Raw genomic sequence first — 24648 nt, forward strand, 5'->3', positions numbered from 1 at the left:
GATTAGCGGATGGTAAAGAAGCAGCTCTATATTGGTGGACAGTGGTTGGAGGCCAAGTCCTACACGAAGTTGTCAGAGCCGTACTCCGGTCAGGAATTAGCTGAAATTCCGTTCGCTGACCGAGAGGAGACGGAGCGCGCAATCGAAGCCGCGTACTTGGCAAGGGGCGTAATGGCGAAGCTGCCCGCTCATAAACGGGCTGCGATATTGGAGACATTAAGCCGCCTTCTTAGTGAGCGTGCAGAGGAGGCTGCCCGCATCATCGCATTGGAAGCGGCCAAACCGCTCAAGGCGGCAAAGGCTGAAGTGGATCGCACCATTCAGACGTATAAGTTTGCTGCGGAAGAAGCGAAACGCTTAAGCGGCGAAATGATTCCGCTGGATGCAGCTCCCGGCGGCGAAGGGCGAATCGCTTATACGATGAAAGAGCCGATTGGTGTGATCGGCGCGATTACGCCGTTTAATTTTCCGATGAATCTGGTCGCTCATAAAGTAGGACCGGCGATTGCGTCCGGGAACACAATCGTGCTTAAACCGGCATCCCAAACGCCGCTATCCGCATTTTTCTTGGCCGAATTGCTGGAGGAAGCGGGGCTGCCTGCCGGTGCGCTGAATGTGGTCACGGGCTCCGGTTCCGTTATAGGCGATGTCATCGTGAAGGATGATCGAGTGAAGGCGATCTCGTTCACGGGCAGCCCGAAGGTCGGGATCGGCATCCGCAATCGTGCCGGATTGAAGCGTGTGGCGCTTGAGCTGGGTTCGAACTCCGCGTTAATAATCGATAAAGGAGTTCAGTTATCCAAAGTGATATCTCGCTGCGTGGCCGGCGCGTTCTCTTACCAAGGCCAGGTGTGTATTTCGTTGCAGCGCATTTATGTGCACGCGGATAGCTATGATGAGTTCGTTGCTCGATTCTGTGAAGCTGCGTCTAAGCTCAAGGCAGGCGATCCGCTTGATCCGGATACGGATCTCTCCGCCATGATCACGCTAGGAGACGTTAGCCGCGCATTGTCATGGATAGACGAAGCGGTCGAGCAAGGAGCAATCGTTGCATGCGGCGGACGGACTTCTTCCGCTCAAATTTTACAGCCTACCGTGCTTCTGGAAGTGGATCGATCGGCAAAAATATGCTGCGAGGAAGCATTCGCTCCAATCGTACTCATTAATCGCATTCGGGACGTGGAGGAAGGGATCGCGCACATTAACGATTCCAGATACGGTCTTCATGCCGGGATCTATACCGACAATATTCATACGGCGCTCGATGCCGCGGAGAAGCTGCATGTAGGCGGCGTCCTGATTAACGATATCCCTACGTTCAGGGTGGATCATATGCCTTATGGCGGCGTGAAAGAAAGCGGGCTCGGACGTGAGGGCGTTAAATACGCAATCGGTGAAATGACGGAAATCAAAACCGTTATTATTAATCGGACCTAGCCCATCGCGAATATACTATAAGAAATCCACCCGCAAAGCAGGTGATTCTTATGACTTCCCGGTATGGGTTCGGGATGTATCAGCAGCAGAAGCCCCATATGCATATGTCACCTCAGCTGCAGCAGGCGATCAAAATTTTGCAGCTGCCGACTTCGGATTTGCTTGAATTTCTTCAAAGTGAGCTTGAAGATAATCCGTTTCTGGAAGCAATGGATGGGCACGGAGGAGCCGGACTGGGCGTGGATTGGTCACGAGGTCCGCGAAGTGCGGCTCCGCTTGATTACCTTGCGGCAGATCAGGGCCTTACGCTGGAGAAACACTTGAACGAACAGCTTCGTTTCGATTCGGAGATCTCCGGTGCATTGAGAAAAGTAGTTGACTTCGTCATCGGAAATTTAGATGCGAATGGTTATTTGGACTGCCCGCCGGAGCAGATTGCGGGCGAACTGAGGATAGCGCTTAGTGAGGTTGAGCAAGCGTTAAGTTATGTGCAAGGCCTGGAGCCTGCAGGAGTGGGTGCCAGAAATTTGGCAGAGTGTTTGCTGCTGCAAGTGAGGCGAACGGAGGGCTTCAGCCCGCTGGTCGTCACTTTGATCACTTCCCATCTGGAAGCGGTTGCGGATTATCACATTCCGAAATTAATGCGCTTGCTGCATGTCTCGCAGGAAGAGATCGTATCGGCAATCAGGTTCATTAAATCGCTGAATCCCAGGCCCGGAGCAGCCTATCAGTCGAGGCACGCGGATTACATCATCCCGGATGTGCTCATTCGCATGGTAGGTGATCAGTTTGTCGTTTCCGTCCAAGAGTCGGCAGCGCCAAGGCTGAGGGTGAACTCGAATTATGAAGGGATCGCGAAAGAGCTGGGGAGGTCGGATGAATCGGGCCGGTATTTACTGGCGAAACGAAGTGCCGCCGCATTCCTGCTCAAATGCTTGGAACAGCGCAGGCTTACGCTATTGAGGGTGACAAGAGCAATCGTGGAAGAACAGGAGGCTTTTTTTCGAGGTGGTGCGGATCATCTTAAACCGATGGTGCTTAAGCATATTGCGGAGAAAGTCGACTTGCATGAATCGACGGTCAGCCGAGCGGTTGCAGGCAAATATGCGCAGACGCCATGGGGTACCTACGAGCTTGGTTATTTCTTTCCGTCCGGCTTCAACAGCGGGCAGGAAGATGCGGCCACAGCGGAGCGCGTAAAGGCGAAGCTCCGGGAGATGGTGGAGCAGGAAGCGGGCGGTGCGCCCTATTCCGATCAGCAGCTGGCTCTACTGCTCGAAGGGGAAGGCATTCCAATATCCCGGCGAACCGTCGCCAAGTATCGGGAGGAGCTTGGCATTGCCTCCTCCTTCAAACGTAAACGAACTAAGGAGCAAGGGCGGTAACTAGTGCTCCGAGAGTATTTTGCACCACAAATTCATATCCTCGAACTTATCGTAAATATCGCAATTCTTCGTCAGACGGCCATGATAGTCGTAGCCCAGTTGAAATAATGCGGCATTCATGCCGAAGGACAATGCGCGAGAGAGCGAATAAGCGGAGCGGATATTCCGCCGGAGTAAATCCTCTTCCAGCACTAGGAGCAGCTGCCGCATCAAACCGTGTCCGCGATAGGCGGGCAAAGTCAGACAATCTGTGAGTTCCGCGTTGCGGTATTTGGTGTTGATTTCAGCTGAGGCCGCGCTGATGATTCGTCCGTCATGCACCACGACATAAAACACCGTACCTTCTTCCATAACATGAGCCACATATGCGGAGTCATTCATCGGAATGGGGTAGGTTTGAAAAATTTGTCCATATAGAGAGGCCAGCTCCTGCGAATCCTGAGCTGCGGCACAGCGAATGGTGAACGTATCCGCCAGCGGTTCTCTGTCAGGCTTCGGATGTAGCGCAAGTACTTGCTCCAGTATGTGATCCTCTTCGATCCAGTGGTCGCTCGAGCGCCTCGTGAGGTCGGTATATCTGGCCATGCAATAGGCATCTTGACCATCATAATACCCCTTGTAAATCCCTTCCAGCATATAGCCCCTAGCCATAAAGGATCGCATATCCTGTTCGCGCGCCTTTACGAACAGCTTCGTAAACGATGCATTGCCCATTAAATCCGCGAGACGGTCGCACAGAGCATCCAAATTTCCCACGTAGTCGTAATCATCGACCCGCAGCCGCATGTTGAATTCATCTCTGCATAATTGAAGGGTGAAGTTCGTACCCTGTTCGGTTTCCATCGCATAATATTGCTTATCGTTCGGCTTCGATTCCATGATGGCTGATCCCCCAATCCCGTTTCCGTTATTCTACATGGATTGGATGCAAAATCAATGCCAGATTCGTGAATTCGTTGGTTACCCGCACAAGTTGGCACCGAAATTGCAGCAATAATGGGCATGATGATAGGCCGATTGGAGGGAAAACGATTGACGCGGGAACATTTGATCAAACCGCTGTTAAGTGCCCACTATCCGAAGATTGATTATGGCAAAGGTGTATTTCTGTACGATGAGCATGGAAAAGCATACTTGGATGCTTCGTCGGGCGCCGTCACAGCCGGAATCGGGCATGGGGTGCAAGAGGTCATCGATGCCATGCTGGCGCAAGCACAGAAGGTCTCTTTCGTCTATCGGTCCCAATTTACGAGCGAACCGGCGGAACGGCTTGCGAAGCGGCTCAGCGATCTGGCGCCTGGCCATGATTACTGGTCCTTCTTCGTAAACAGCGGGTCGGAGGCAACGGAAACCGCGATGAAGATTGCCATTCAATATTGGCAGGAGCAAGGTCGACTCGGCAAAAATAAAGTCATTTCCAGACGGATGAGCTACCACGGCATCACGCTTGGAGCTTTGTCGATGTCCGGCCATGTCACCAGGAGACGGCGGTTTATTCCGCTGCTTGAGGAGCTGCCTATAGTAGCAGCGCCTTATTGTTATCGATGTCCGTACCAGTTGTCGGCTGCGAGCTGCGGGCAATCTTGCGCGGATGATCTGGAAACGAATATTAAGCGAATCGGCGCTGACCATATTGCGGCTTTCATCGCGGAGCCGATTATTGGAGCGGCCGGAGGAGCTGTCGTCCCGCCGGCGGGCTACTACGAGCGGATAAAAGCGATCTGCGAGCAATACGACATTCTGTTTATCGCCGATGAGGTCATGACCGGCATTGCCCGCACCGGAACGATGTTCGGGATGGAGCACTGGGGCGTTGAGCCGGATTTGATCGCCTTAGGTAAAGGACTTAGCGCGGGCTATACGCCGATCGCCGCCACGCTGGTGAAGGACCGGGTCATGGAGCCCATTCTGGCCGGCTCGCAGATTGTCATGTCCGGCCATACCTTTAGCGCGAATCCGCAATCTGCGGCTACAGCATTGGCCGTTCTCGATTACATCGCGGCTCGGCAGCTTGTGGATGCCGCCGAGGAGAAAGGCCGTTATCTGCGTCAAAAGCTGGAGAGAATCGCAGCTAACCGCGCAATCATTGGCGATGTTCGCGGCAAAGGGCTGCTGCTCGGGCTGGAGTTTGTCGCCGACCGGGCCAGCAAGCGGATTTTCCCGGTTTCGCTTGGTGTAACGACGCGGCTTGTGGAGCGCGCGCAGAGCAAAGGGCTGCTCGTCTACCCTGCGGCCGGAGGCGTGGACGGTGAAGGCGATGCCGTCATCGTCGCACCACCGTTGGTGATTACAACGGAAGAGATTGACCTGCTGGCTTCGCTGCTGGAAGAGTCGATCGCGGAAGTGATGGGGGAGGTCATGGGCTGATGACGAAACAGAAGACGATCGCCATCGATGCTGCGCTTGGGTGGATCGTAGATGGCTGCACGCTGATGTACGGCGGATTCGGCGGAATCGGGACGCCGCCGACACTTGTTGAAGCGATTTTGGATAAAGGGGTACGGGACATCACCTTAATCGGCAACGATACCGGGTTTCCGTGGATTGGCATCGGTCGCTTGGTCACCGAAGGCCGCGTTCGGAAAGTGATCACTTCACATATCGGGTCCAATCCAAACGCAGGTCGCATGATGGAGGATGGCCGAATGGAAGTGATTTTCTATCCGCAAGGTACATTGGCAGAGAAGATCCGGGCAGGCGGCGTGGGGCTGGGCGGCATTCTCGTGGATGTGGGGATTGGCACTACTTTGGAAATAGGCAAGGAGAAGGTCATCGTGGACGGCAAAACCTACCTGGTCGAGCCGGCGCTCACAGCAGACGTGGCTATCGTTCATGCCTTAAAGGCCGACGAATATGGGAATTTGACCTATGACAAAAGCGGCCGCAACTTCAACCCGCTGGTAGCCATGGCAGGAACGCGGACGATCGCGGAGGCGGATGAAATCGTTCCGATCGGCGCGCTTGATCCGGAGAGCATCGTGACACCCGGCATCTTCGTTGATGCCGTCGTTGCAGGGAAAGGAGTGAACTGGCAATGGGTGTGGGAGAAACAAGCCGCGACCGGATTGCAAGGCGAGCCGCCCGTGAAATAAAAGATGGCATGGTCGTCAATTTGGGAATCGGCATTCCGACGAGAGTGGCCGATTTCATTCCGGAAGGTATCCATGTGACCTTCCATGCGGAGAACGGAATCTTAGGAACGGGACCGACGCCGTCGGCCGGCGAGGAAGATGGATTTCTGTGCAATGCCGGAGGTTATCCGGTAACGCTCGCGATCGGCGCGTCTTATTGCGATAGTGCGATCGCTTTTGCCATGATTCGCCGAGGTTGTATTGATATGACGGTGTTAGGCGCGCTTGAGGTCAGCGAACAAGGGGATTTGGCGAATTGGATCGTACCGGGTAAACGGACGGCGGGAATCGGTGGCGCGATGGAGCTGGCGCAGAAAGCGAAACGCGTTGTAGCTGTCATGAATCATGTTAATCGCGACGGCCAGTCGAAGATTAAGAAGCAATGCGAGCTGCCGCTCACAGCGCAGCGCTGCGTTGATTTTATCATTACGGAAATGGCGGTCATGGAAGTGACGGATGAGGGTCTAGTGCTGAAGGAAGTGATGTCTCCTTTCACGATCGAGGACGTAATCAGCTGCACCGAGGCCACGCTCCTCATACCGGACAAAGTGGATTACATCACGTAGCCGATGAAGGAGGCGGACAGCATGAACCTGAAGGCGCAAATTCATGATTGGATGCGGCAGCACCGCGAGGAAGGCGTCGGATTGCTGCAAAGCTTGGTCCGAATCGCCAGCACGCAAGGGAATGAACAGGAAGCGCAGCTGCTCGTTGCGGGCAAATTATTCGAGATGAAGCTGGATGTGGATCTGTGGGAGCCCGATGGTGCCCTGCTGGAAAAGCATCCTTATTTCTATTCGCCCAGAACGAGCTTCGCCGGCAGTCCGAATGTGGTAGGCGTCCTGCGGGGGAGTGGGGGCGGCCGTTCGATCATCTTAAACGGTCATATGGACGTGGTGCCGGAAGGAGATCGATCGCAGTGGCGAAGTCAGCCTTACAGCGGTGAAGTGGTGGACGGGAAACTGTATGGGCGCGGCGCGTCGGATATGAAAGGCGGCAATGTCTCATTGTTGCTTGCGATACAAGCAATTCGGAGTCTGGGGATCACGCTGAAAGGTGATGTGATCTTTCAAAGCGTCATCGAGGAAGAAAGCGGTGGAGCCGGGACGCTTGCGATGATCGTGAAAGGGTATAAGGCCGATGCGGCGTTGATACCGGAGCCGACCAATATGCGGATTTTTCCGAAACAGCAGGGGTCCATGTGGTTCCGAATCGTGGTGAAGGGCCGTGCGGCGCATGGAGGAACTCGGTACGAGGGCGTAAGCGCGATTGAGAAAAGCATGCTCGTGGTCGCTCATGTGCTGGAGCTTGAGCAGGTGCGCAATGCGGGGATCCAGGATCCGCTCTTTGCGGATAATCCGATCCCAATCCCGATCAACATCGGCACGATCCAAGGGGGCAATTGGCCATCCTCCGTTCCTGACACCGTGACATTGGAAGGCCGTATGGGTGTTGCGCCGGAGGAATCGCTCGAGCAAGCCAAAGAGCAAATGGCCAATTGGCTCGAGCTGCTCGAGGAGAAGGATGAGTGGTTCCGCACTGCACCGCCCGAGCTTGAATGGTTCGGCGCAAGGTGGGTGCCGGGAAGCGTAGATCCGGCCCATGAATTGGTGCAGATCGTAGCGGAGCAGTACACGGCGGTGACGCATCGACCGGCTGTTCTGGAAGCTTCGCCGTGGGGCACAGATGGCGGTCTGCTGACGGTGCTGGCCGATACGCCGTGTATTGTTTTCGGCCCCGGCCTCACGCAGATGGCCCATTACCCGAACGAGCATATCGAGCTGGATGCCATGTTCGAAGCAGCCGAGATTATCGCGCTCACGATGGCACAGTGGTGCGGAGTTGAAGTTGATGATATTGGCATGGGTGAGGGAGTGGGTGTCGGTGATGGCGCGAGTGCTGGAGCGGAAGCAGGTGCAAGTGCAGAAGTAGGATCAGGAGCAACAGTAGAAGCAGAATCAGGAGAAGGAGGAGAAGGAGTAGAAGCAGATGCAGAAGCGACAGCGGGAGCAGTAGCAGAAGTAGAAGCAGACGCAGGGGCAACCGCGGGAGTAGTAGCAGGAGAAGGAGTAGAAGCACAATTAAACGAAGAAACAGTAACTAAAACTAACCGGCACTAAATGGCCAAGCGGGCATTTTCGGCTAATTTCGCTGAACTGATTCGATAAAAATGCGCTAACGAATCGTAGAGGTCTTATTCGTGCGAAAACAGCTGCTATTTAATTCTAACGAATCGTAGAGGTCTTATTTGAGGTAATTGGAGCGCAAAAGGGTATTTTTACGCCAAATAACGTCTGTAGGATTCGTTAGAATTTCAAAAGGTGTTATTTGGCCGAAATAAGACCTCTGTGATTCGTTAGAGTTTTACACAGGGTGAACGCCGCCATGTCAGCATAACAAAAGCCGCCTCAAAAGCGCATCGCGCAATATTGAGGCGGCTTTTTGGTGTTGTTCGACGATTATCGGCGGCCGCTCGCTCACCTTCGCCTGCTGCCGGCGGCTAACGCCGCCGCCGCAGTTACTCGCTCGCGCCCTCAGGCTCGCCCTTCGGCTGCGTTTGCTCCGGCGCGCCATCCCCGCCGGCAGGCGAAGCCTGCTGCTTCGCGCCATCGCTGCTCGATTGATCCTGCTGCCGCGCGCGCATGAGCTTTTGCTTCATCTCGTCGCGTTTCTCGCGTTTGTCCTTGAGCGAGTGGTGGTCGGCCGCCTGCTCATACAGCTTGCGTCTGCCGATGCGGCGCAAATTTTCTGGCACCAGGTTGAAATTTTCATCTTTGATGAGCGAGATAATGCCGGTGCTTGGGGGCTGCTTCTCAATGCCATAGATTTCGTTGAAATACTCATCCGCACGACCCGGCACGTAGTTGCTCGGCTCCGGATAACCGACGATGACGCCTTCATAGTTGCGCAAGATCACTTTATCCTGACTTTGCGAGATGAGATAGTTCGGTTGAAGGGCGATTTTACCGCCTCCGCCCGGGGCATCAACGACGAAAGTCGGAACAGCATAGCCGCTGGTATGTCCGCGAAGCGCTTCAATGATTTCCAGCCCTTTGGAGACGGGCGCACGGAAGTGGCCGATCCCTTCGGACAAATCGCATTGATAGATATAGTAAGGCCGCACGCGGATTTTGACCAGCTCATGCATGAGTTTTTTCATAATATGCGTACTATCGTTAATTCCTGCGAGGATGACCGATTGATTGCCGAGCGGCACGCCCGCATCAGCCAGCATCGCGCATGCCTTCTTCGCTTCATCCGTAATTTCCAGCGGATGATTGAAGTGCGTGTTCAGCCAGATCGGATGATACTTGCGAAGCATCGTGCACAGGTTCTCCGTTATCCGCTGCGGGAAGACGACCGGCGCCCGCGTGCCGATTCGAATAATCTCCACATGGGGAATCTCACGCAAATTTTTCAATATATATTCCAAAATCGTATCGTTAATCAACAAACCATCGCCACCGGATAACAGCACATCCCGAACCTCCGGCGTATTGCGGATGTAGGCTATGGCATCGTCCATTTGCTTCTTCGGCACGCCCATCCCTACTTGGCCCGAGAACCGGCGGCGGGTACAATATCGGCAGTACATGGAGCATTGGTTCGTCACGAGAAAGAGGACGCGATCCGGATACCGATGGGTTAAGCCCGGCATCGGTGAATCTTCATCTTCGTAGAGTGGATCCTCGAGATCATATTTCGTCTTCAACAGCTCCGCGGAAATCGGAACCGACTGCAGCCGAATCGGACAGCGAGGGTCATCCGGATGCATGAGGGAGGCATAGTAAGGCGTAATGTTGAGTGGAATCGTTTGCGTCGAAATGAGCACACCTGCCTCTTCATCAGGCGTCAAATTGACCACTTGCTTCAGCTCATCCAGCGTCTTAATCGTATGAGTGAGCTGCCACAGCCAGTCATTCCACTGTTCGTCCGTCACATCTTTCCACAACGCTACTTGCTTCCAGTGCCTCTTGCTGCTTAGGGGCACCTTGTCCGTCCCGCTATCGTTTGACATGCTCATGATTGGCGCACCTCCACGGAAATTTGCTACTCATCTTTATTGGTGCAAGAAGCATGCCAATATTGCCAATCGGCGCGATTTCCACGCGAAAAAGGCCTCTGCCTACAAGCAGAAGCCAGCACATCCTGTCAAAATCATGTCTTCCTATCGAGTCAAGGTTTCTTCGTAATCCCATACCTGTTCAGCTTATATTGCAAGGCTTGCCGCTTCATGCCCAGCTCCTGCGCAGTCTGACTGACATTAAAGCCATTCTTCCGAAAAGCGATCGCAATCGCCTCGCGTTCCATCTGCTTCATCCGCTCCGGCAGTCGATCATGACCGCCGCTATCCGCCTCAGCGATTACTCGATTAACAAGCAATCCACTGGGCAAATGCCGCTCCTCAATCGTTTCCTCATCGATTTCCACCATATTGAAAGCAGATTCAATCGCGTGACCCAGCTCGCGGACATTACCGGGCCAATTATATGCGGTCAATCGACGCAGCGCATCGGGCGAAATGCTTCGGATTTGAAGCCCGAACACCGGATTCAGCTTCTCGATAAAATGGTTCACCAGCAGCGGAATATCTTCTTCCCGGTGCTGCAACGGAGGGAGCTCGATCTTCACCACACTCAGCCGGTAAAATAAATCATACCGCAGCAGCCCTTCTTCAAGCGCTTGCGCCGGATCCATATTCATGGCGGTAATGATACGAACATCTGCCTGCTGCTCATTAGTCCCGCCAATACGCCTGACCATGCCATCTTGCAGCACCCTCAGCAGTTTGGCTTGCAGATAAACATCGAGGCTGCTCAGCTCATCCAAGAATAGCGTGCCGCCGCTCGCTTGTTCGAACAGGCCGGCCCGATCGACCGCCCCGGTAAACGCGCCTCTTGCCGTACCGAACATGATGCCTTCCAACAGATCGGCTGGGACAGCTGCGCAGTTCTGTGCAATAAAAGGTCGATTCCGCCGAGCTCCGGCGTTGTGAATGCTCTGGGCAAACAATTCCTTGCCGGTACCGGTTGGACCGCTAATCATGACGGGAGATACCGTGCGGGACGTCTTCTTCGCAAGGGTCAGGGCGTCTTGGAACGGTTTGCTCCGGCCGATGAGATCGCTGAACTCATATCTTGCCGTGCCTTTATTCTTGTTTTCCTTCTGCTTCGCCTGATAGAGCTGATGCCGTAGATCGAGAATTTGATCATGCAGCTGCACAATGCTCGTAATATCCTTCGCCACTTCCAATGCACCGATCAGTTTACCGTTGTCATAGAGCGGATACGTGCTGTTAACGGTCATAATGCGCTTGCCCGTCACGTTGAAATAGGTTTGGATATGGGCGGGCAGCTGTTGTCCGGTCTGCAGCACTTTTTCGAGCGTGCTCGTTTCCTGCGTCAGGGAAGGGTAGAGGTGCAAAATATTTTTCCCGAGCACTTGCTCCCGGTCCAACCCGTCAATTTCAGCCATTTTATCGTTGTAGAAGACGGTATTGCCTTCCTGGTCAATGAAATGAACACCTACGTCTATCGTGTTTAGAATCTTCTCGAAATAGTCGGACACGATGCTTTTTCGATCGGACATCGTTCGCTCGCCTCCATGCCGTGCCGCAATAATCTGCATAAATTCACACGCTATACACAAAAGTTATGCACCAAGCCGAATAATCATCACCGAGAAAGCTGCCTAGCATACTGTGTAGGAAGGTGGTGATGAAAAATGACATTTACACTTGCTGCATGGGTGACCTACACGATGTGGGCAGTTTTTGCCCTGATGATCATTGATTTTGTAATTGCCTTTTCCAAATCGTTCTGGAAAGGGTCTTTCGATACAACATTTCTCGGCTATTTGAAAGACATTCTCTACTATGTGCTTCCGCTTAATTTCTTGTTATCGATGGTTTCGATCGATCCGACCGGATACACGCTGATCGTGCTTTTCTTCATAGGCGGCGCTTCGGTCATCTATAAGTACGTGATGGATATTATCGGTCGATTCCGAGCGCAATAAAATCAATAATAGAATTGCTGTAGGGGCTGCGAGGGGGCGAGCCCCGAACGGCCTCTTTTGGTCTTGGTGCGTTTAGGATATAATTGGGAGGTCATGCTGGCAGCACCATAGCTGCAATCATTTATCCCGTAACGAAAGGTTAGGTGCGTATTCATGAAATTTAGCGAGTACCGGTACGAACGCCCGGATGTTAAAGAGTTTGAACAGAAGTTTAAGTCGCAATTGGAAACGTTCCTTTCCGCGCAAACCTATGACGAGCAAGACATTGCCATGACAGCGTTAAACCAACTTCGCAGTGAGTTCGATTCGCAAGCCCAAATCGCGAGCATCCGCCACTCCATTGATACGAATGACGAGTTTTATAAAGCCGAGCAAGATTTCTTCGACGAAAGCGGCCCGATTGTGCAAGAATACATAACCGATTACTATCGCGCACTTGTGGGTTCCAAGTTCAGAACCGAGCTGGAGCAAAAGTGGGGCCGCCAGCTGTTCCAATTGGCCGAGCTGTCGCTTAAGACATTCAGCCCTGAGGTCATTGAGGATCTGCAGCAAGAGAATAAGCTGACGACCGAATATTCGAAGCTGATTGCGTCGGCCAAAATCATGTTCGAGGGTGAAGAACGGACTCTGTCCCAGCTCGGGCCGTTCCAGCAATCGAAGGATCGCGATATGCGCAGACGCGCGATGGAAGCATCATCAGGCTTTATGGCGGAGAACGAAGCAACCTTTGATCGCATTTACGATGATCTCGTGAAGGTTCGTACGAAGATTGCGAAGAAGCTTGGTTTTAACAATTATGTGGAACTGGGTTATGCACGTATGAGCCGTACGGATTACAACGCAGAAATGGTCGCGAACTTCCGCAAACAGGTGCTTCAATATATCGTGCCGGTTGCCTCGAAGCTGAAGGAAGCGCAGAAGAATCGGATTGAAGTCGATGCGTTGCTGTACTACGACGAGAATTTCTCGTTCAAGACGGGAAATGCAACGCCAAAGGGCAATCCGGAGTGGATCGTGAAAAACGGCGAGAAGATGTATGCGGAGCTGTCTCCGGAAACCGACGTGTTCTTCCGCTTCATGCAGGATAACGATCTGATGGATCTGGTGGCCAAGAAAGGCAAGCAAGGCGGCGGCTATTGCACGTACATCAGCAAGTACAGTGCACCTTATATTTTCTCCAACTTTAATGGAACTTCAGGCGATATAGATGTGCTTACGCACGAAGCCGGGCATGCTTTCCAAGTCTATGAGAGCAGAAGCTTTGCGGTACCCGAGTACAGTTTCCCGACCTATGAGGCTTGCGAAATCCATTCCATGAGCATGGAGTTCTTCACTTGGCCGTGGATGGATTTGTTCTTCGAGGATGAGGCGGACAAATATCGGTTCGACCATCTGGCAAGCGGATTGATCTTTATCCCTTATGGCGTGACGGTGGATGAATTCCAACATTTCATCTATGAGAACCCGGATGCAACACCTGCGGAGCGTAAACAAGCCTGGCGCGAAATCGAGCGTAAATATTTGCCGCATCGCAACTACGCGGACAACGCGTATCTGGAGCAAGGTGGATTCTGGCATAAGCAGGGCCATATTTTCAACAGTCCGTTCTACTATATCGACTACACGCTTGCACAGATTTGTGCGTTCCAATTCTGGAAGAAGATGCACGAGGATCGTCCGGAAGCATGGGCAGACTACTTGAACCTATGCCGTCAAGGCGGAAGCTTGTCGTTCACGGAGCTGGTGAAGGTTGCCGGCTTGAACTCCCCATTTGAAGATGGCTGCGTAGCTTCTGTCATTGGCAGCATAGAGAGCTGGCTGGATGAAGCAGCACCTAATGTCGAATAAGCAAGCATTGAAGGAAAGAAAACCGCCATTGTTGGCGGTTTTTTTGTGCGTCAAACAGGGTTCTGCAGGGAAGTGAGGAATTAGAGTACAGAGTGTAGTGGCAGGTGTTGAAAAAGATTTTTATCGTTTAGATAGATTTCAGCTTCGGCTGGCATCTTTAGATATAGGTTGATGGGAGGAGGCAGTGAATTGTTGGTTTCTAATCCTGCTGAACAGGAGCATCACGATGAGAAAGCGCCTGCACAAGAAGCGGATCTGGTCGCGCTGGCGAGAACGGGCGATCCGGATGCATTCGGGGAACTCGTCCGCAGAAGCAGGGCCAAAGCGTTTAATCTGGCTTACTCCCTGACGCAGGATCACCATCTTGCTGAAGATGTGGTGCAGGAAGCGCTCGTGCGGGCCTTTCTTCATCTGGGATCGCTCGTGGACAGCAGCCGTTTCGCCCCTTGGCTCAAAACGATTGTGCGAAATGAAGCCAACATGAAGCTGCGCCGAGGGGGACCGCATCGCAGGGAGCGGCCGTTTACCAGCTGGAGCAGCAAGGAGTTCGCTTCGGTGGAAGGTGCTAGGGTTGGGTGCGACGAACCGTATAACATTGACCAGGTGCTGTTCCGCCTTGGCAAACTTGCGCTGGATGAAGCGAAGCAGGCGCATGATCCCTCTGCTGCTTTGATGCGTAAAGATTTAGTCGATGGGATTCGCGGCATGATGTCCTGCTTAACCAGTCGCGAGAAACGAATTTTCGAAGCGTATTTCTTCGATCAGCTGTCGCCGCAGCACATCGCTTCCTTGATGGACACGGCAGTCGCCAACGTGTACAACAGCATTTCAAGATCACGGCAGAAGCTGCAGCAGGAGCGTATTCGTTCCCAAATCAGCCTGTACATCGAGGGACGTAAGAAGTTAGGGAAACCGGCAGCGAAGCTGCTCGCTCCACCGCAGTACAAAATCACATGGAGGGATTGATGACAATGGAAATGATAGCGAAAACCGATTGCAGCTGGAGCCATAATACGGATACAGCAGCGCTGCACAGCATCGTACAGTATACGGAGCTGGCAGGGATGACGTTGGTTGAGGTAATGGGGTACACGGCGCATGCGTTTCGAATCATTATCGATCCGGAGGCTGTGGAGGTGGGAAGCTATTCTCACTTCGATTGGAAGCTGAATCATGAAGAAGCGTTGAACAATCTCGGATTCTCGGTGCAATATGCCGGAAAACAGACGAACATTCCTCCGACGCCTGAAGAGCTTGAGGAAGGGATTCAGCTCGTACAGCAGGCGATCGATCGCGGTATCCCTGCGCTAAGCTGGGATCTCTTCATTCCTGAATGGGGAGTTATCTATGGCTATGACGATAATCGTCGTGTGTTCCAGTGCAGAGACGTGCGTCAAGATGCCGAGCTGCCTTATGAGAAGCTCGGGCGAGGTGAAGTGACTGAGCTGTATGTGCTGGGAATTAGCGGATATCAGCCTGTTAGTCGGAGAGCGATGTTGAGGGGGGCACTTGAGCTTGCTTTGCGACATGCTGAAGAGATCCTGCCGGGACTGGAAAAATCGAAGCATCGCAACGGAATCGCTGCTTATGATGCGTGGATCAAAGCGTTTACGAATCGCACAGTTGAAGCCTTCGGGAACAGCGTGAATACCGTCAAAGTGTGGGATGCCCGCGAATTTGCAGTCAAGTTTCTGGAAGATGTCGTGGCAAACTGGCCGAACGAGAAGGATCGGGATTCGTCGCAGCTGCGCCAGCTCGCCTCTGAAGCTGCCGCCCATTATCGGATCGTGGCAGACCGTCTTGGCGCATTAGTGAGTCTATTTCCTTTCCCGCAAGGTGGCGAACCGAATCAAGAGGCTGTGGCCTCTCGTTCGATCGAATTGCTGCAAGATGCAAAAGCCGCGGAAGTTCAAGGGGTTCGTGTTCTGGAGCAAATGTTGGAGTCATTGGATTAAGTCGCACTCACTCTTTAAGATGCTGAGAGTCGGAATAAACCTTCTCTCAACGGCAAAACCACGAACCAACTAACCCAAATGCTCCAGTGCCGGATGCTGAGAGACGGAAAAACCTTCTGTCAACGGCAAAACCACAGAAAAAAGAGCCGAAAGTCGGCATAACCGACTTTCAGCAAACCAAGTAACCCCATATGCTCCCGTGCCGGATGATGAGAGACGGAAAAACCGTCTCTCAGCGGCAAAACCACGAAAAATAGATGCCGAGAGTCGGGAAATTCGACTCTCAGCAAAGTAACTAACCGAAAAGATCCTGTGTCGAATGGTGAGAGACGGAAAACCCGACTCTCAGAGGCAAAACCATGGAAAATAGATGCCGAGAGTCGGAATACCCGACTCTCAGCTAACCAACTAACACCATAGCCCCGAGCAGGCAGCCGAGAGTTCCAAAAGTGAACGCTCAATGCCGAAACTATAGAAAAAAGAAGCTGAGTGTCACGAAATGGAACGCTCAGCGAACCAACTAACCCGAAAGCCACGTACAAGCTGTTGAGAGTTCCAAAATTGAACGCTCAACGCCGAAACTACAGAAAAAAGAAGCCGAGAGTCACGAAATGGAACGCTCAGCGAACCAACTAACCTCGTTCCCGCACCAGGTTAGCTGATCGTAAGCAGCCTCGCGTAATACGGTATCCAGCAGCCTCGCACCAGGGTTTCGCCGTGAGTCCGGCAAATCCGCAGCACAGCGGGACAAAAATTGGATTATTTTCCCATACAATCAATAATCGAATCCTTCCAAAGCCTCATATAGTAGCTATATAAGCCACTTGGGGAGGGTGCGGGATGGAGGAAATATGGGATGGGATTCTGGAAGTGCTGGCGGGAATCGGCGTGTTGTTTTTCATCGTGAGTTCGTGGTTCTGGTTTGCGGTTGGGAGCGTAAGCTGGATTCTGTACGCGGTGTTTGTTCATACCGATACCATGCATTATATATGTCTGGGGGTCACCGCTTATTGGCTCATTACGCTATGTATCTCAAGTGAAACCAAAGATGGACTATGGGGCGGATAACGATACTATTCGAGATAGATCATTTTGCGCGTCATCCCGCCGTCGATCACGATATTCGCGCCGGTTACGAAATCGTTCCGAGGATCTGTGAGGTACAGACAGGCTCTTGCAATGTCATCGGGTTTGCCGACCCGTTGCGCTGGATGCTGGAGGTGGTCATCCGGCCGAAGCTTATCGTAATCGCCTGTCTCTATCCAACCGGGACTGATCGCATTCACACATATTCGGTCCGGTCCAAGCGAGACCGCAAGGGCATGCGTCAGCGACAGAATCCCGCCCTTGGACGCAGCGTAAGCTTCCGAATTCGGCTCGGACATGATCGCGCGCGTAGAAGAGATATTCACGATTGCGCCGCCGTTGCCGCTTTGTTTCATCATTCTCGCTGCTTCACGCGCGCATACGAAGGTGCCGCGCAAGTTCGTATGGATAACACGATCCCATTCCTCGATCGTAAGCTCATAGACCGATTTCCATATCCCGAAACCGGCATTGTTGATGAGCACATCGAGCCTACCGACACTCCTCGCCAACTCTTCGAAACACGCTTCGATGGACGCAGGCTCGCTTAAATCCAGCACGCGGCTGATCGGTTGAAGAAGTCCTTCTGCTACTATCATCTCCGCCGTTCCTTCGAGCTCCTCCGCATTCTTATCCACGAGTATGACAGTTGCCCCATCCCGTGCATAAGCGACAGCCACGCTTCGGCCAATTCCATTCCCTGCACCGGTGACAAGCACAATTTGGTTCTGAGCACTCACTTCGATCCACTCCAATTCTGATTTAGTACCTGCCTGCAAATTCTGTTCTTCTTACATACCTGTCAGTGTTACTGTATACGATTAGTAGGTAGTGTTGTCAAACGCGCAATGCTCGTAAACCTAACTGAAGGCTGTCCCAAAAGCGCGGTACGCGACTTTGGAGACAGCCTTCTTTATTTGATGAACCTCACTTCATATACTTCTGCAAAAAAGTCAACGGCGAGTACGAATTATCGACTTCAGACAAACCATACAGCTCGCTCCAATTGTAAATGACAAGGAAAGGCAACAGTCCAATCGCAAGTACGGCAATCAAGAAACCGAACATCAGCACCCGTAAAGCTTTTGCGGCATTCATTGCTTTTCATCTCCAATCGTGAAGTCGTGTTAACCTGTTCCTTATTACCATATGCCGCCCGATCGCGTAATCGGCACTTTTCTAAATAATTGGATGTTAATTCATGTTGTGGAAAATACTAAGCCTACTTAGCTCCAGTAAACAAGAAGGAGAGATCATGATGGCAACGGATTCGAAACAGCCACAAGATGAATCCAGACGAAGGTTTCTAAAATATTCCGGCACCGCACTGGGAGGAGTTGTCCTAGGCGGCGTAATCGGCGGTTTAATCGGCTCCAACGTGAAGCAAACAACCAAGGACGAAGAGCCCGCTGCACCGGCGCCTACGCCGACCGATACAAAGGACTACAATCGAGCGCTGATGTTCTTCTCGCAGGATCAGTTTCTGACTGCGGAAGCTGCGGCTGAACGGATTTTCCCGAAGGACGATCTTGGACCCGGAGCCAAAGAATTAGGCGCCGCTTTCTTCATTGACCACCAAATGGCCAGTGCTTTCGGCACCAATGCACGCGATTACATGTCGCCGCCGTTCTATAAAGCGGAAGCGTCGCAAGGCTACCAGCTTACCTTTAAGCGCAAGGAGCTCATGGCCCTGGGCCTTGACTCGCTCAATCTGTATAGTAACTCCAAGTATCAGAAACAGTTCGTGGAGATTACGCCTGAGGAGCAAGATGCGGTGCTGACGGCTTTTGAGAAAGATGATGTACATCTGAAGGGAGTTCCGGCTTCTACCTTCTTCTCGATGTTTCAGAATCTGACGATTGAAGGCGTCTATTCCGATCCGCTATACGGAGGCAACAAGAACATGCAAGGGTGGAAAATGAGAAATTATCCGGGCAATCAAATGAGCTATTCCAATGAGATCGAGAAGGAAGAGTTCATTAAAATGAAACCGCTTAGTCTGGCTGATCATCTCGATATAGGGTAGGAGTGATGGAATATGGCGACTAAACTTCCGAAAGTGCCTGTCGTTATCGTGGGAATGGGCTGGGTAGGCGGCATTATTGCTGCTGAACTGTCCAAAGCCGGCATACAAGTGGTTGGACTGGAGAGAGGGAAGGGGCGAGGGACACAGGATTATTTTCATGTCCACGATGAGCTTCGCTACGCTGCTCGCTACGAGCTGATGCAGGACTTGTCCAAAGAAACGGTGACCTTCCGAAACACCTACAAAATGCGAGCACTGCCAATGCGCACCTACGGATCTTTCCTCCTTGGAGACGGTTTGGGTGGGGCAGGCGTGCACTGGAATGGCCAGTATTATCGTTTTCTGCCGTATGATTTCGAAATCTACAGCAAGACGGTGGAGCGATATGGGAAGAAGAAGATTCCCGAAGGCATGACGATCCGCGACTGGGGCATTACATACGACCAGCTTGAGCCGTATTACGTGATGTATGAGCAAATGTCCGGGATATCGGGGGAGAAAACTACGCCACCGAATGTGGGTGCGATGTCCAAGCCGTTTGCGACAGTACCTATGAAGAAAACACCGGGCATGAAGCTGTTTGAGGAAGCGGCCACCAAACTTGGCTACCATCCTTACGTTATTCCTTCGGCAAACTTGACCGAAGTTTACAAAAATCCGGACGGTATCGAACGCGCAGCCTGCCAGTATTGCGGCTACTGCGAACGGTTTGGCTGTGAATACGGAGCGAAAGCGGATCCTGTCGTGACCGTGCTTCCAGTCGCGCAGGCTTCCGGAAAGTTCGAGCTTCGCACGCATTCGAATGTGACTTCGATCTTGCACAACGGTTCGAAGGCAACGGGTGTCACCTACATCAACACGCCAACCGGGGAAGAGTACATTCAGCCTGCAGATGTTGTGATTTTGGCCGGTTATGTATTCACGAACGTGCGTTTGCTGCTTATGTCCAAGCTTGGAAAGCCCTACAATCCGGACACGGAAACCGGAGCAGTCGGCCGCAACTACGCTTATCAAGTAAATGGCGCCAGTACAAGCGCGTTCTATGAAGACCGCGAATTCAATCTGGCGATGGGCGCAGGAGCTCTGGGCAGCAGCTTAGATGATTTTAACGGCGACAACTTCGATCACAGCGATTTGAAGTTTCTGCACGGGGCTAACATTCGCTTCACGCAGACGGGGCTGCGGCCGATTCAATACCAGCCGGTGCCGGCCGGCGCTCCGAAGTGGGGGGCGGAGTTTAAGAAAGCCACCATTCACAACGCAAACCGAATCCTATCCGTCACAGGTCAAGGGGCGAGTATGCCGAACCGCTATCACTTTCTTGATCTGGATCCGGAGTATAAGGATGCGCTCGGACAGCCGCTGCTGCGCATGACATTTGATTTCGAAGAACAGGACCGAGAGCTTGTTAAATTCATCGCGCAGAAGACAAAGGAAATCGCCGACGGCATGAGCGCTACCAAAGTTGAGATGCATGACGCGCTCAAGCAATATAACATCGTACCGTACCAATCCACGCATAACACGGGCGGAACGATTATGGGCAGTGATCCGAAGACATCGGTCGTGAACAATTATTTGCAAATGTGGGATGCCGAAAATGTGTTTATTTGCGGGGCGTCCAACTTCGCGCATAACAGCGGCTATAATCCGACGGCAACGGTCGGGGCATTTGCTTATCGGGCTGCCGAAGGGGTCAAAACCTATCTTAAGAAAGGAGGACCTCTTGTGTGAGCAGCGGTAAAGGCCAGGCGAATGAGCTGCTGGATCGCGATTTGATCGTTCACTTGTCGGAGCTTCGCAAACGTCTGATCTATGTTGCAGGCTGGTTTCTGGTCGCGTTTGCTGCCGGTTTGTTCGAATCGCCGCGAATCATCCGGTTTATCAAATCGCATCTGGGCGGCATCCAGGTGGAATGGAGTGTGTTCGCTTTATCGGATGGGCTCGTGGTGTACATGAAATGTGCGCTGCTGATTGGGATTACGATCACGCTGCCGTTCCTGATGTATCATTTCTGGGCATTTGCGAAACCCGGCATGACGGAATCCGAAGCCAGGGGCACGCTGATCTATGTACCGATGTCCGTGCTGCTCTTCCTATCGGGCGGAACGTTCGGGTATTTGGTCGCGCTCCCGATGATGATTCGGTTCATGATCAAGCTGAATCAATCGATGGGCGCCGCCGAGGTGTATGGCATCCAGCATTACATGTCGTTCCTGATCAGCTTCCTGCTTCCGATGGGAATCGCCTTCGAAATGCCGCTCGTCATGACCTTTCTGACCCGAATCGGGCTGCTTACACCGGAGAAAATGAAGACGATCCGCAAATATGCGTATGTCAGCTTAGCCGTACTCGGTTCACTGATTTCGCCGCCGGATTTCGTGTCCCACCTGTCCGTCACAGTGCCGCTCATTCTCTTGTTTGAGATCAGCGCGCTCGGTTGCTCCATCTATTACAGAAGAAGGCTGAAATACGCCATGCAGCCTGCACAGTAAAAGAACTAAACAAATGGAGGTGCTCCTATGTTTAACAATATCGGGATTTCGGGGCTGATTATTATTTTCGCCATCGCGTTAATCGTGTTTGGACCTGCTAAGCTTCCGCAGCTTGGACGCGCATTCGGGGATACGCTGCGCGAATTCCGCAATTCCACCAAAGGGATTGTCGACGATACCCCGGATGAGAAAACGAACATTATCGAGATCGAGCCCAAACGGTAACCTACAAGGAGGAACATACAATGAAACTTCGTTTACTAATCATCACAGCAGCGGTGGCAATGGCGGCCGTAGGTCTGGCAGGCTGCGGCGGCAACGATAACAACAACACCGGAAATAACACAAATACCGGTGCTAATACAGGAAACAACACGGGCACAAATACGGGAGCGGGCAACAGTGGGGGCAATACAATCACGGTGAAAGCTTCCAATTTCAAATTCGACCAAGAGGAAATCCATGTGAAGCAAGGCGATAAAGTGAAAGTCACTTTGCAAAACGAAGAAGGACTTCATGGTTTTGCGATCGATGATTTCGACGTCGATATTAAGGATAATGGCGGAACCGCGGAATTTACGGCTGATAAAGCCGGCGAGCATGTGTTTCATTGCTCCATTATGTGTGGTTCCGGTCATGCAAAGATGGTCGGGAAACTTATTGTAGATTAAGATGAAATTTGGGTTAGAAGCTGCCGGCAACGGCAGCTTTTTTCTTTTCCGATGCCGATAGCAGATTGACGATTTCAAGATCATTGGGATAACATTACGTTAACGTAAGTTATTTGGAAAGAGAAGGGAGAAGACTGGCGTCCACATGGAAGTAAACCTTAAATATACGATGGAAGACATCACGGAGCGGCTCGGCATTACGGCAAGAACGCTTCATTACTATGAGGAAATCGGTTTGCTTCCTGCGGTAAGTCGAACGGAAGGCAGGCACCGGGTTTACGACGAGGAGATGGTTCTTCGCATTCAGCACATTCTGAGATTGAAGGAAGTGCTTGGCGCATCGCTGCAAGAGATACGTGATATTTTGCAAGCGGAAGCGGATCTTGATCGTCTTAGAGCTACGTTCTATGGGGATTCGCTTACAGAGGATGAACGGGAGAACGTGCTTGATGAAGCGACGGACCGGCTCCAAGATATCATCAGTCACATTGATGAAAGGATGGGGAAGCTGCAGCTGTTAAAGCAAGGGTTTACGGAGCGTCTCGATCGTGCGAATCGGTTAAAGCTTCGCTCTTCGGCTGAATCACCGGATTGAGTAAGAGGGGAGAATGAACGTGAATACTTCGCGAAAATGGTGGATATTATCGGTAACGAGCCTGGGTTCCTTGCTGTCTGCACTTACTTTAGCACACTCATCATTGCGCTGCCGGATCTGTTGACGGGTTTACAAGCTTCGCTGCCGCAGGCGATGTGGGTAATGCTCTCGTATATGGTGGCGCAGACCGTCATGGTGCTTATGGCCGGCTCGCTTGCGGATCGCTTCGGACGTAAACGGATCTATATCGCGGGGACGTTTATTTCAGGCTTCGCTCAGCAAGCGCCTCGAGCGGATACATCCCAATGCGCTGCTGCATATGCCATTATTCGCGAATAAAATATTCTCATTCGGGATTATTTCCGCTACGCTCAACGCCATTGCACGGATGGCCGTCATGTTCATGCTCATCTTCTACTTTCAAGGGGCACTGGAGAAAGATGCGCTTGTCGCCGGGATTATGACGATCCCGCTAGCGGCAGGCATGCTCGTCGTATCGCCGCTTGCCGGCAGCCTTGGCGACAAATATGGCGAAACAACGCCGGCAACCGTAGGCTTGTTCCTTAGTATATTCGGCTTGGCCGGGCTTGCGCTGGATACGAATCTTGCTACACCTTTCTGGAACTTAGCGCTATATATGACAGTCATTAGCATCGGCTCGGGGTTGTTTAATTCTCCGAATTCCAGCAGTATTATGAATGCAGCCGGTGCCAAATATCGCGGTGAAGCTTCCGGAATTCGCTCGCTCACGACGAATATGGGGATGATGCTCAGTATTGCGTTCTCGATGCCAATTGTGACACATAGCATTCCGCCTGAAGCGATGCTGGCGATTTTTTCAGGTACACAGGTGGGCATGAATGGCGCTGAATCGTCGTTGAACGGGTTTATCAGCGGTTTGCATGCCGTGTTCTGACTTATGGCGGCGCTAATGGCGCTCGCTGCCGTCATGTCTCATCTGCGCGCGAACAAACGAATTACTAATCATGGATAAGTAGGGAGACTTTCATTGAAATGCCGGATCGAACGATATTACTAAAGCTATGGGGTGTTTCGCTGTTATGGGGCGGCAATTATGTTGCCAGTGCCTATATGCTGCGAGAGTTTTCGCCGATATTTCTGTCCTTTGCCAGACTCGTCGTGATGTCGCTGTTCTTAATCAGCGTGGCTATGATTCGCCATTCCATGCGGAAGCCAAGCCGAAGTGAGATCGGCTTGCTGCTGCTGGCCGGCATATCCGGCACGCTGATTAATCAGCTGTTTTATTTTACGGGGCTGCAGCATTCCACGGCAGGCAACGCTGCCCTTATTATTGCATTGTCGCCAATTGCCACGACATTGCTTTCGCGTATTTTTATGAAAGAAGAGATTACGCTGGTGAAGATAACAGGAGCAATCGTCGCTCTCGTGGGTGTAGTTTGCATCGTCCTCTATGGAGGTAAAGAGCTTGGTATCTCCAAAGGTGATGTATACTTGCTGATGGCCATGCTCGGCATGTCGGTCAGCTTACTGTTTATTCGCAAGCTAACCGTCTCGATGTCGTCCTATGAAGTGACGATTTATTCCACTGTCATAGGTACGATTCTGATGTCTCCGGCCGTAGGCGTTGAGGCATGGAATGGCCAATTACATGGGAGCCATAACTGGCTGGTGTGGCTGCTTCTGATTACAGTCGCTGTAATCGGCCAAGGACTGGCCGGGTTCTGGTGGAACCAAGGCATTGCGGTTGTTGGACCTTCGACCAGCGCCATGTTCATGAATATTCCGCCGTTCGTCGCGATTATCGTTAGCTTCTTTGTCCTTGGCGATCCCATTAAAGCCGCCCAGATCGGCGGCGGCATTCTGATCTTGGCCGGAGTTGCCATCACCAATATGAAACGCCGTCAACCGCAGGTGAGAACGGCAGGCGTCGATGTGAACGGGTAGCGGGAATAAACTAGGCGGGAAGGACTGTTTCAAAAGTGTGCAGTTGACTTTTGAGGCAGTTCTTTTGCTATTGAC

At 52.2% G+C, this 24648-nt stretch carries 24 protein-coding genes and 1 pseudogene; 20 read left to right on the top strand and 5 right to left on the bottom strand.

The window, feature by feature from the left end:
• Positions 1-9: 9 nt before the first annotated feature.
• Positions 10-1437 carry an aldehyde dehydrogenase family protein gene (locus tag I8J30_RS14420; protein ID WP_210658758.1) on the top strand — a complete coding sequence of 476 codons (1428 nt, stop codon included), beginning with the start codon at positions 10-12 and terminating at the stop codon, positions 1435-1437.
• Between the two features lie 50 nt (positions 1438-1487).
• On the top strand, positions 1488-2822 hold the full coding sequence (gene rpoN, locus I8J30_RS14425) for an RNA polymerase factor sigma-54 (RefSeq protein WP_210658760.1): 1335 nt from the start codon (positions 1488-1490) through the stop codon (positions 2820-2822).
• Here rpoN and ablB read toward each other — a convergent pair whose 3' ends face one another.
• Positions 2823-3701 carry a putative beta-lysine N-acetyltransferase gene (gene ablB / locus I8J30_RS14430; RefSeq protein ID WP_210658762.1) on the bottom strand — a complete coding sequence of 293 codons (879 nt, stop codon included), beginning with the start codon at positions 3699-3701 and terminating at the stop codon, positions 2823-2825.
• Positions 3702-3854: 153 nt separating this feature from the next.
• On the opposite strand from ablB, the gene I8J30_RS14435 reads away from it, so the two are divergent.
• The 4 genes and pseudogenes from I8J30_RS14435 to I8J30_RS14450 all read left to right on the top strand — a co-directional run.
• Positions 3855-5189 (top strand): aspartate aminotransferase family protein, encoded by a 1335-nt coding sequence (locus tag I8J30_RS14435; RefSeq protein ID WP_210658764.1) that lies wholly within the window; start codon positions 3855-3857, stop codon positions 5187-5189.
• Positions 5189-5914, top strand: coding sequence for a CoA transferase subunit A (locus I8J30_RS14440; RefSeq protein ID WP_210658766.1), 726 nt, complete (start codon positions 5189-5191; stop codon positions 5912-5914). The genes I8J30_RS14435 and I8J30_RS14440 overlap by 1 nt, the downstream gene beginning before the upstream one ends.
• Positions 5857-6519 carry a 3-oxoacid CoA-transferase subunit B gene (locus I8J30_RS14445; RefSeq protein ID WP_210658768.1) on the top strand — a complete coding sequence of 221 codons (663 nt, stop codon included), beginning with the start codon at positions 5857-5859 and terminating at the stop codon, positions 6517-6519. The genes I8J30_RS14440 and I8J30_RS14445 overlap by 58 nt, the downstream gene beginning before the upstream one ends.
• A gap of 21 nt (positions 6520-6540) precedes the next feature.
• A pseudogene (locus I8J30_RS14450) lies at positions 6541-7797 on the top strand (peptidase); the annotation flags it as partial.
• Positions 7798-8471: 674 nt separating this feature from the next.
• Here I8J30_RS14450 and kamA read toward each other — a convergent pair.
• On the bottom strand, positions 8472-9971 hold the full coding sequence (kamA, locus tag I8J30_RS14455) for a lysine 2,3-aminomutase (protein WP_210659263.1): 1500 nt from the start codon (positions 9969-9971) through the stop codon (positions 8472-8474).
• 158 nt (positions 9972-10129) lie between these two features.
• Positions 10130-11542, bottom strand: coding sequence for a sigma-54 interaction domain-containing protein (locus tag I8J30_RS14460; RefSeq protein WP_210658772.1), 1413 nt, complete (start codon positions 11540-11542; stop codon positions 10130-10132).
• A gap of 135 nt (positions 11543-11677) precedes the next feature.
• Here I8J30_RS14460 and I8J30_RS14465 point away from each other — a divergent pair, with 135 nt between their 5' ends.
• The 5 genes from I8J30_RS14465 to I8J30_RS14485 all read left to right on the top strand — a co-directional run bounded on the left by I8J30_RS14465 (position 11678) and on the right by I8J30_RS14485 (position 16842).
• Positions 11678-11971, top strand: a complete 294-nt coding sequence (locus I8J30_RS14465; protein ID WP_210658774.1) for a hypothetical protein — start codon at positions 11678-11680, stop codon at positions 11969-11971.
• A gap of 153 nt (positions 11972-12124) precedes the next feature.
• Complete coding sequence (locus I8J30_RS14470) at positions 12125-13819, top strand: M3 family oligoendopeptidase (RefSeq protein WP_210658776.1); 1695 nt, start codon at positions 12125-12127, stop codon at positions 13817-13819.
• 189 nt (positions 13820-14008) lie between these two features.
• Positions 14009-14785, top strand: coding sequence for an RNA polymerase sigma factor (locus I8J30_RS14475; protein WP_210658778.1), 777 nt, complete (start codon positions 14009-14011; stop codon positions 14783-14785).
• A gap of 5 nt (positions 14786-14790) precedes the next feature.
• A complete protein-coding gene (locus I8J30_RS14480) occupies positions 14791-15774 on the top strand; it encodes a hypothetical protein (protein ID WP_210658780.1) in 984 nt (327 codons plus the stop codon).
• A gap of 840 nt (positions 15775-16614) precedes the next feature.
• A complete protein-coding gene (locus I8J30_RS14485) occupies positions 16615-16842 on the top strand; it encodes a hypothetical protein (protein WP_210658781.1) in 228 nt (75 codons plus the stop codon).
• A gap of 5 nt (positions 16843-16847) precedes the next feature.
• Here I8J30_RS14485 and I8J30_RS14490 read toward each other — a convergent pair whose 3' ends face one another.
• Both I8J30_RS14490 and I8J30_RS14495 read right to left on the bottom strand, forming a co-directional pair.
• Positions 16848-17600, bottom strand: a complete 753-nt coding sequence (locus tag I8J30_RS14490; protein WP_210658784.1) for an SDR family NAD(P)-dependent oxidoreductase — start codon at positions 17598-17600, stop codon at positions 16848-16850.
• A 187-nt stretch (positions 17601-17787) separates the two neighbouring features.
• Positions 17788-17958, bottom strand: a complete 171-nt coding sequence (locus I8J30_RS14495; protein ID WP_210658786.1) for a hypothetical protein — start codon at positions 17956-17958, stop codon at positions 17788-17790.
• 160 nt (positions 17959-18118) lie between these two features.
• Here I8J30_RS14495 and I8J30_RS14500 point away from each other — a divergent pair, with 160 nt between their 5' ends.
• From I8J30_RS14500 to I8J30_RS14540, 9 genes are all read left to right on the top strand, one after another.
• Entirely contained in the window at positions 18119-18886 is a 768-nt protein-coding gene (locus tag I8J30_RS14500) for a gluconate 2-dehydrogenase subunit 3 family protein (RefSeq protein ID WP_420831230.1), read from the top strand.
• A gap of 12 nt (positions 18887-18898) precedes the next feature.
• Entirely contained in the window at positions 18899-20620 is a 1722-nt protein-coding gene (locus I8J30_RS14505; protein ID WP_210658790.1) for a GMC family oxidoreductase, read from the top strand.
• On the top strand, positions 20617-21381 hold the full coding sequence (gene tatC, locus I8J30_RS14510; protein WP_338044863.1) for a twin-arginine translocase subunit TatC: 765 nt from the start codon (positions 20617-20619) through the stop codon (positions 21379-21381). The genes I8J30_RS14505 and tatC overlap by 4 nt, the downstream gene beginning before the upstream one ends.
• A 27-nt stretch (positions 21382-21408) precedes the next feature.
• Positions 21409-21606, top strand: coding sequence for a twin-arginine translocase TatA/TatE family subunit (tatA, locus tag I8J30_RS14515; RefSeq protein ID WP_210658792.1), 198 nt, complete (start codon positions 21409-21411; stop codon positions 21604-21606).
• A gap of 20 nt (positions 21607-21626) precedes the next feature.
• Complete coding sequence (locus I8J30_RS14520; protein ID WP_210658793.1) at positions 21627-22052, top strand: cupredoxin domain-containing protein; 426 nt, start codon at positions 21627-21629, stop codon at positions 22050-22052.
• 145 nt (positions 22053-22197) lie between these two features.
• Positions 22198-22647 (top strand): MerR family transcriptional regulator, encoded by a 450-nt coding sequence (locus tag I8J30_RS14525; protein ID WP_210658795.1) that lies wholly within the window; start codon positions 22198-22200, stop codon positions 22645-22647.
• A gap of 36 nt (positions 22648-22683) precedes the next feature.
• Entirely contained in the window at positions 22684-22986 is a 303-nt protein-coding gene (locus tag I8J30_RS14530; RefSeq protein WP_210658797.1) for an MFS transporter, read from the top strand.
• A complete protein-coding gene (locus tag I8J30_RS14535; protein WP_210658799.1) occupies positions 22967-23563 on the top strand; it encodes an MFS transporter in 597 nt (198 codons plus the stop codon). Before I8J30_RS14530 ends, I8J30_RS14535 begins: the two co-directional genes overlap by 20 nt.
• A gap of 98 nt (positions 23564-23661) precedes the next feature.
• A complete protein-coding gene (locus I8J30_RS14540) occupies positions 23662-24573 on the top strand; it encodes a DMT family transporter (protein WP_210658801.1) in 912 nt (303 codons plus the stop codon).
• Positions 24574-24648 lie beyond the last annotated feature (75 nt).

Origin of the sequence: Paenibacillus lignilyticus (assembly GCF_017942085.1) — a bacterium.
GTDB lineage: Bacteria > Bacillota > Bacilli > Paenibacillales > Paenibacillaceae > Paenibacillus_Z > Paenibacillus_Z lignilyticus.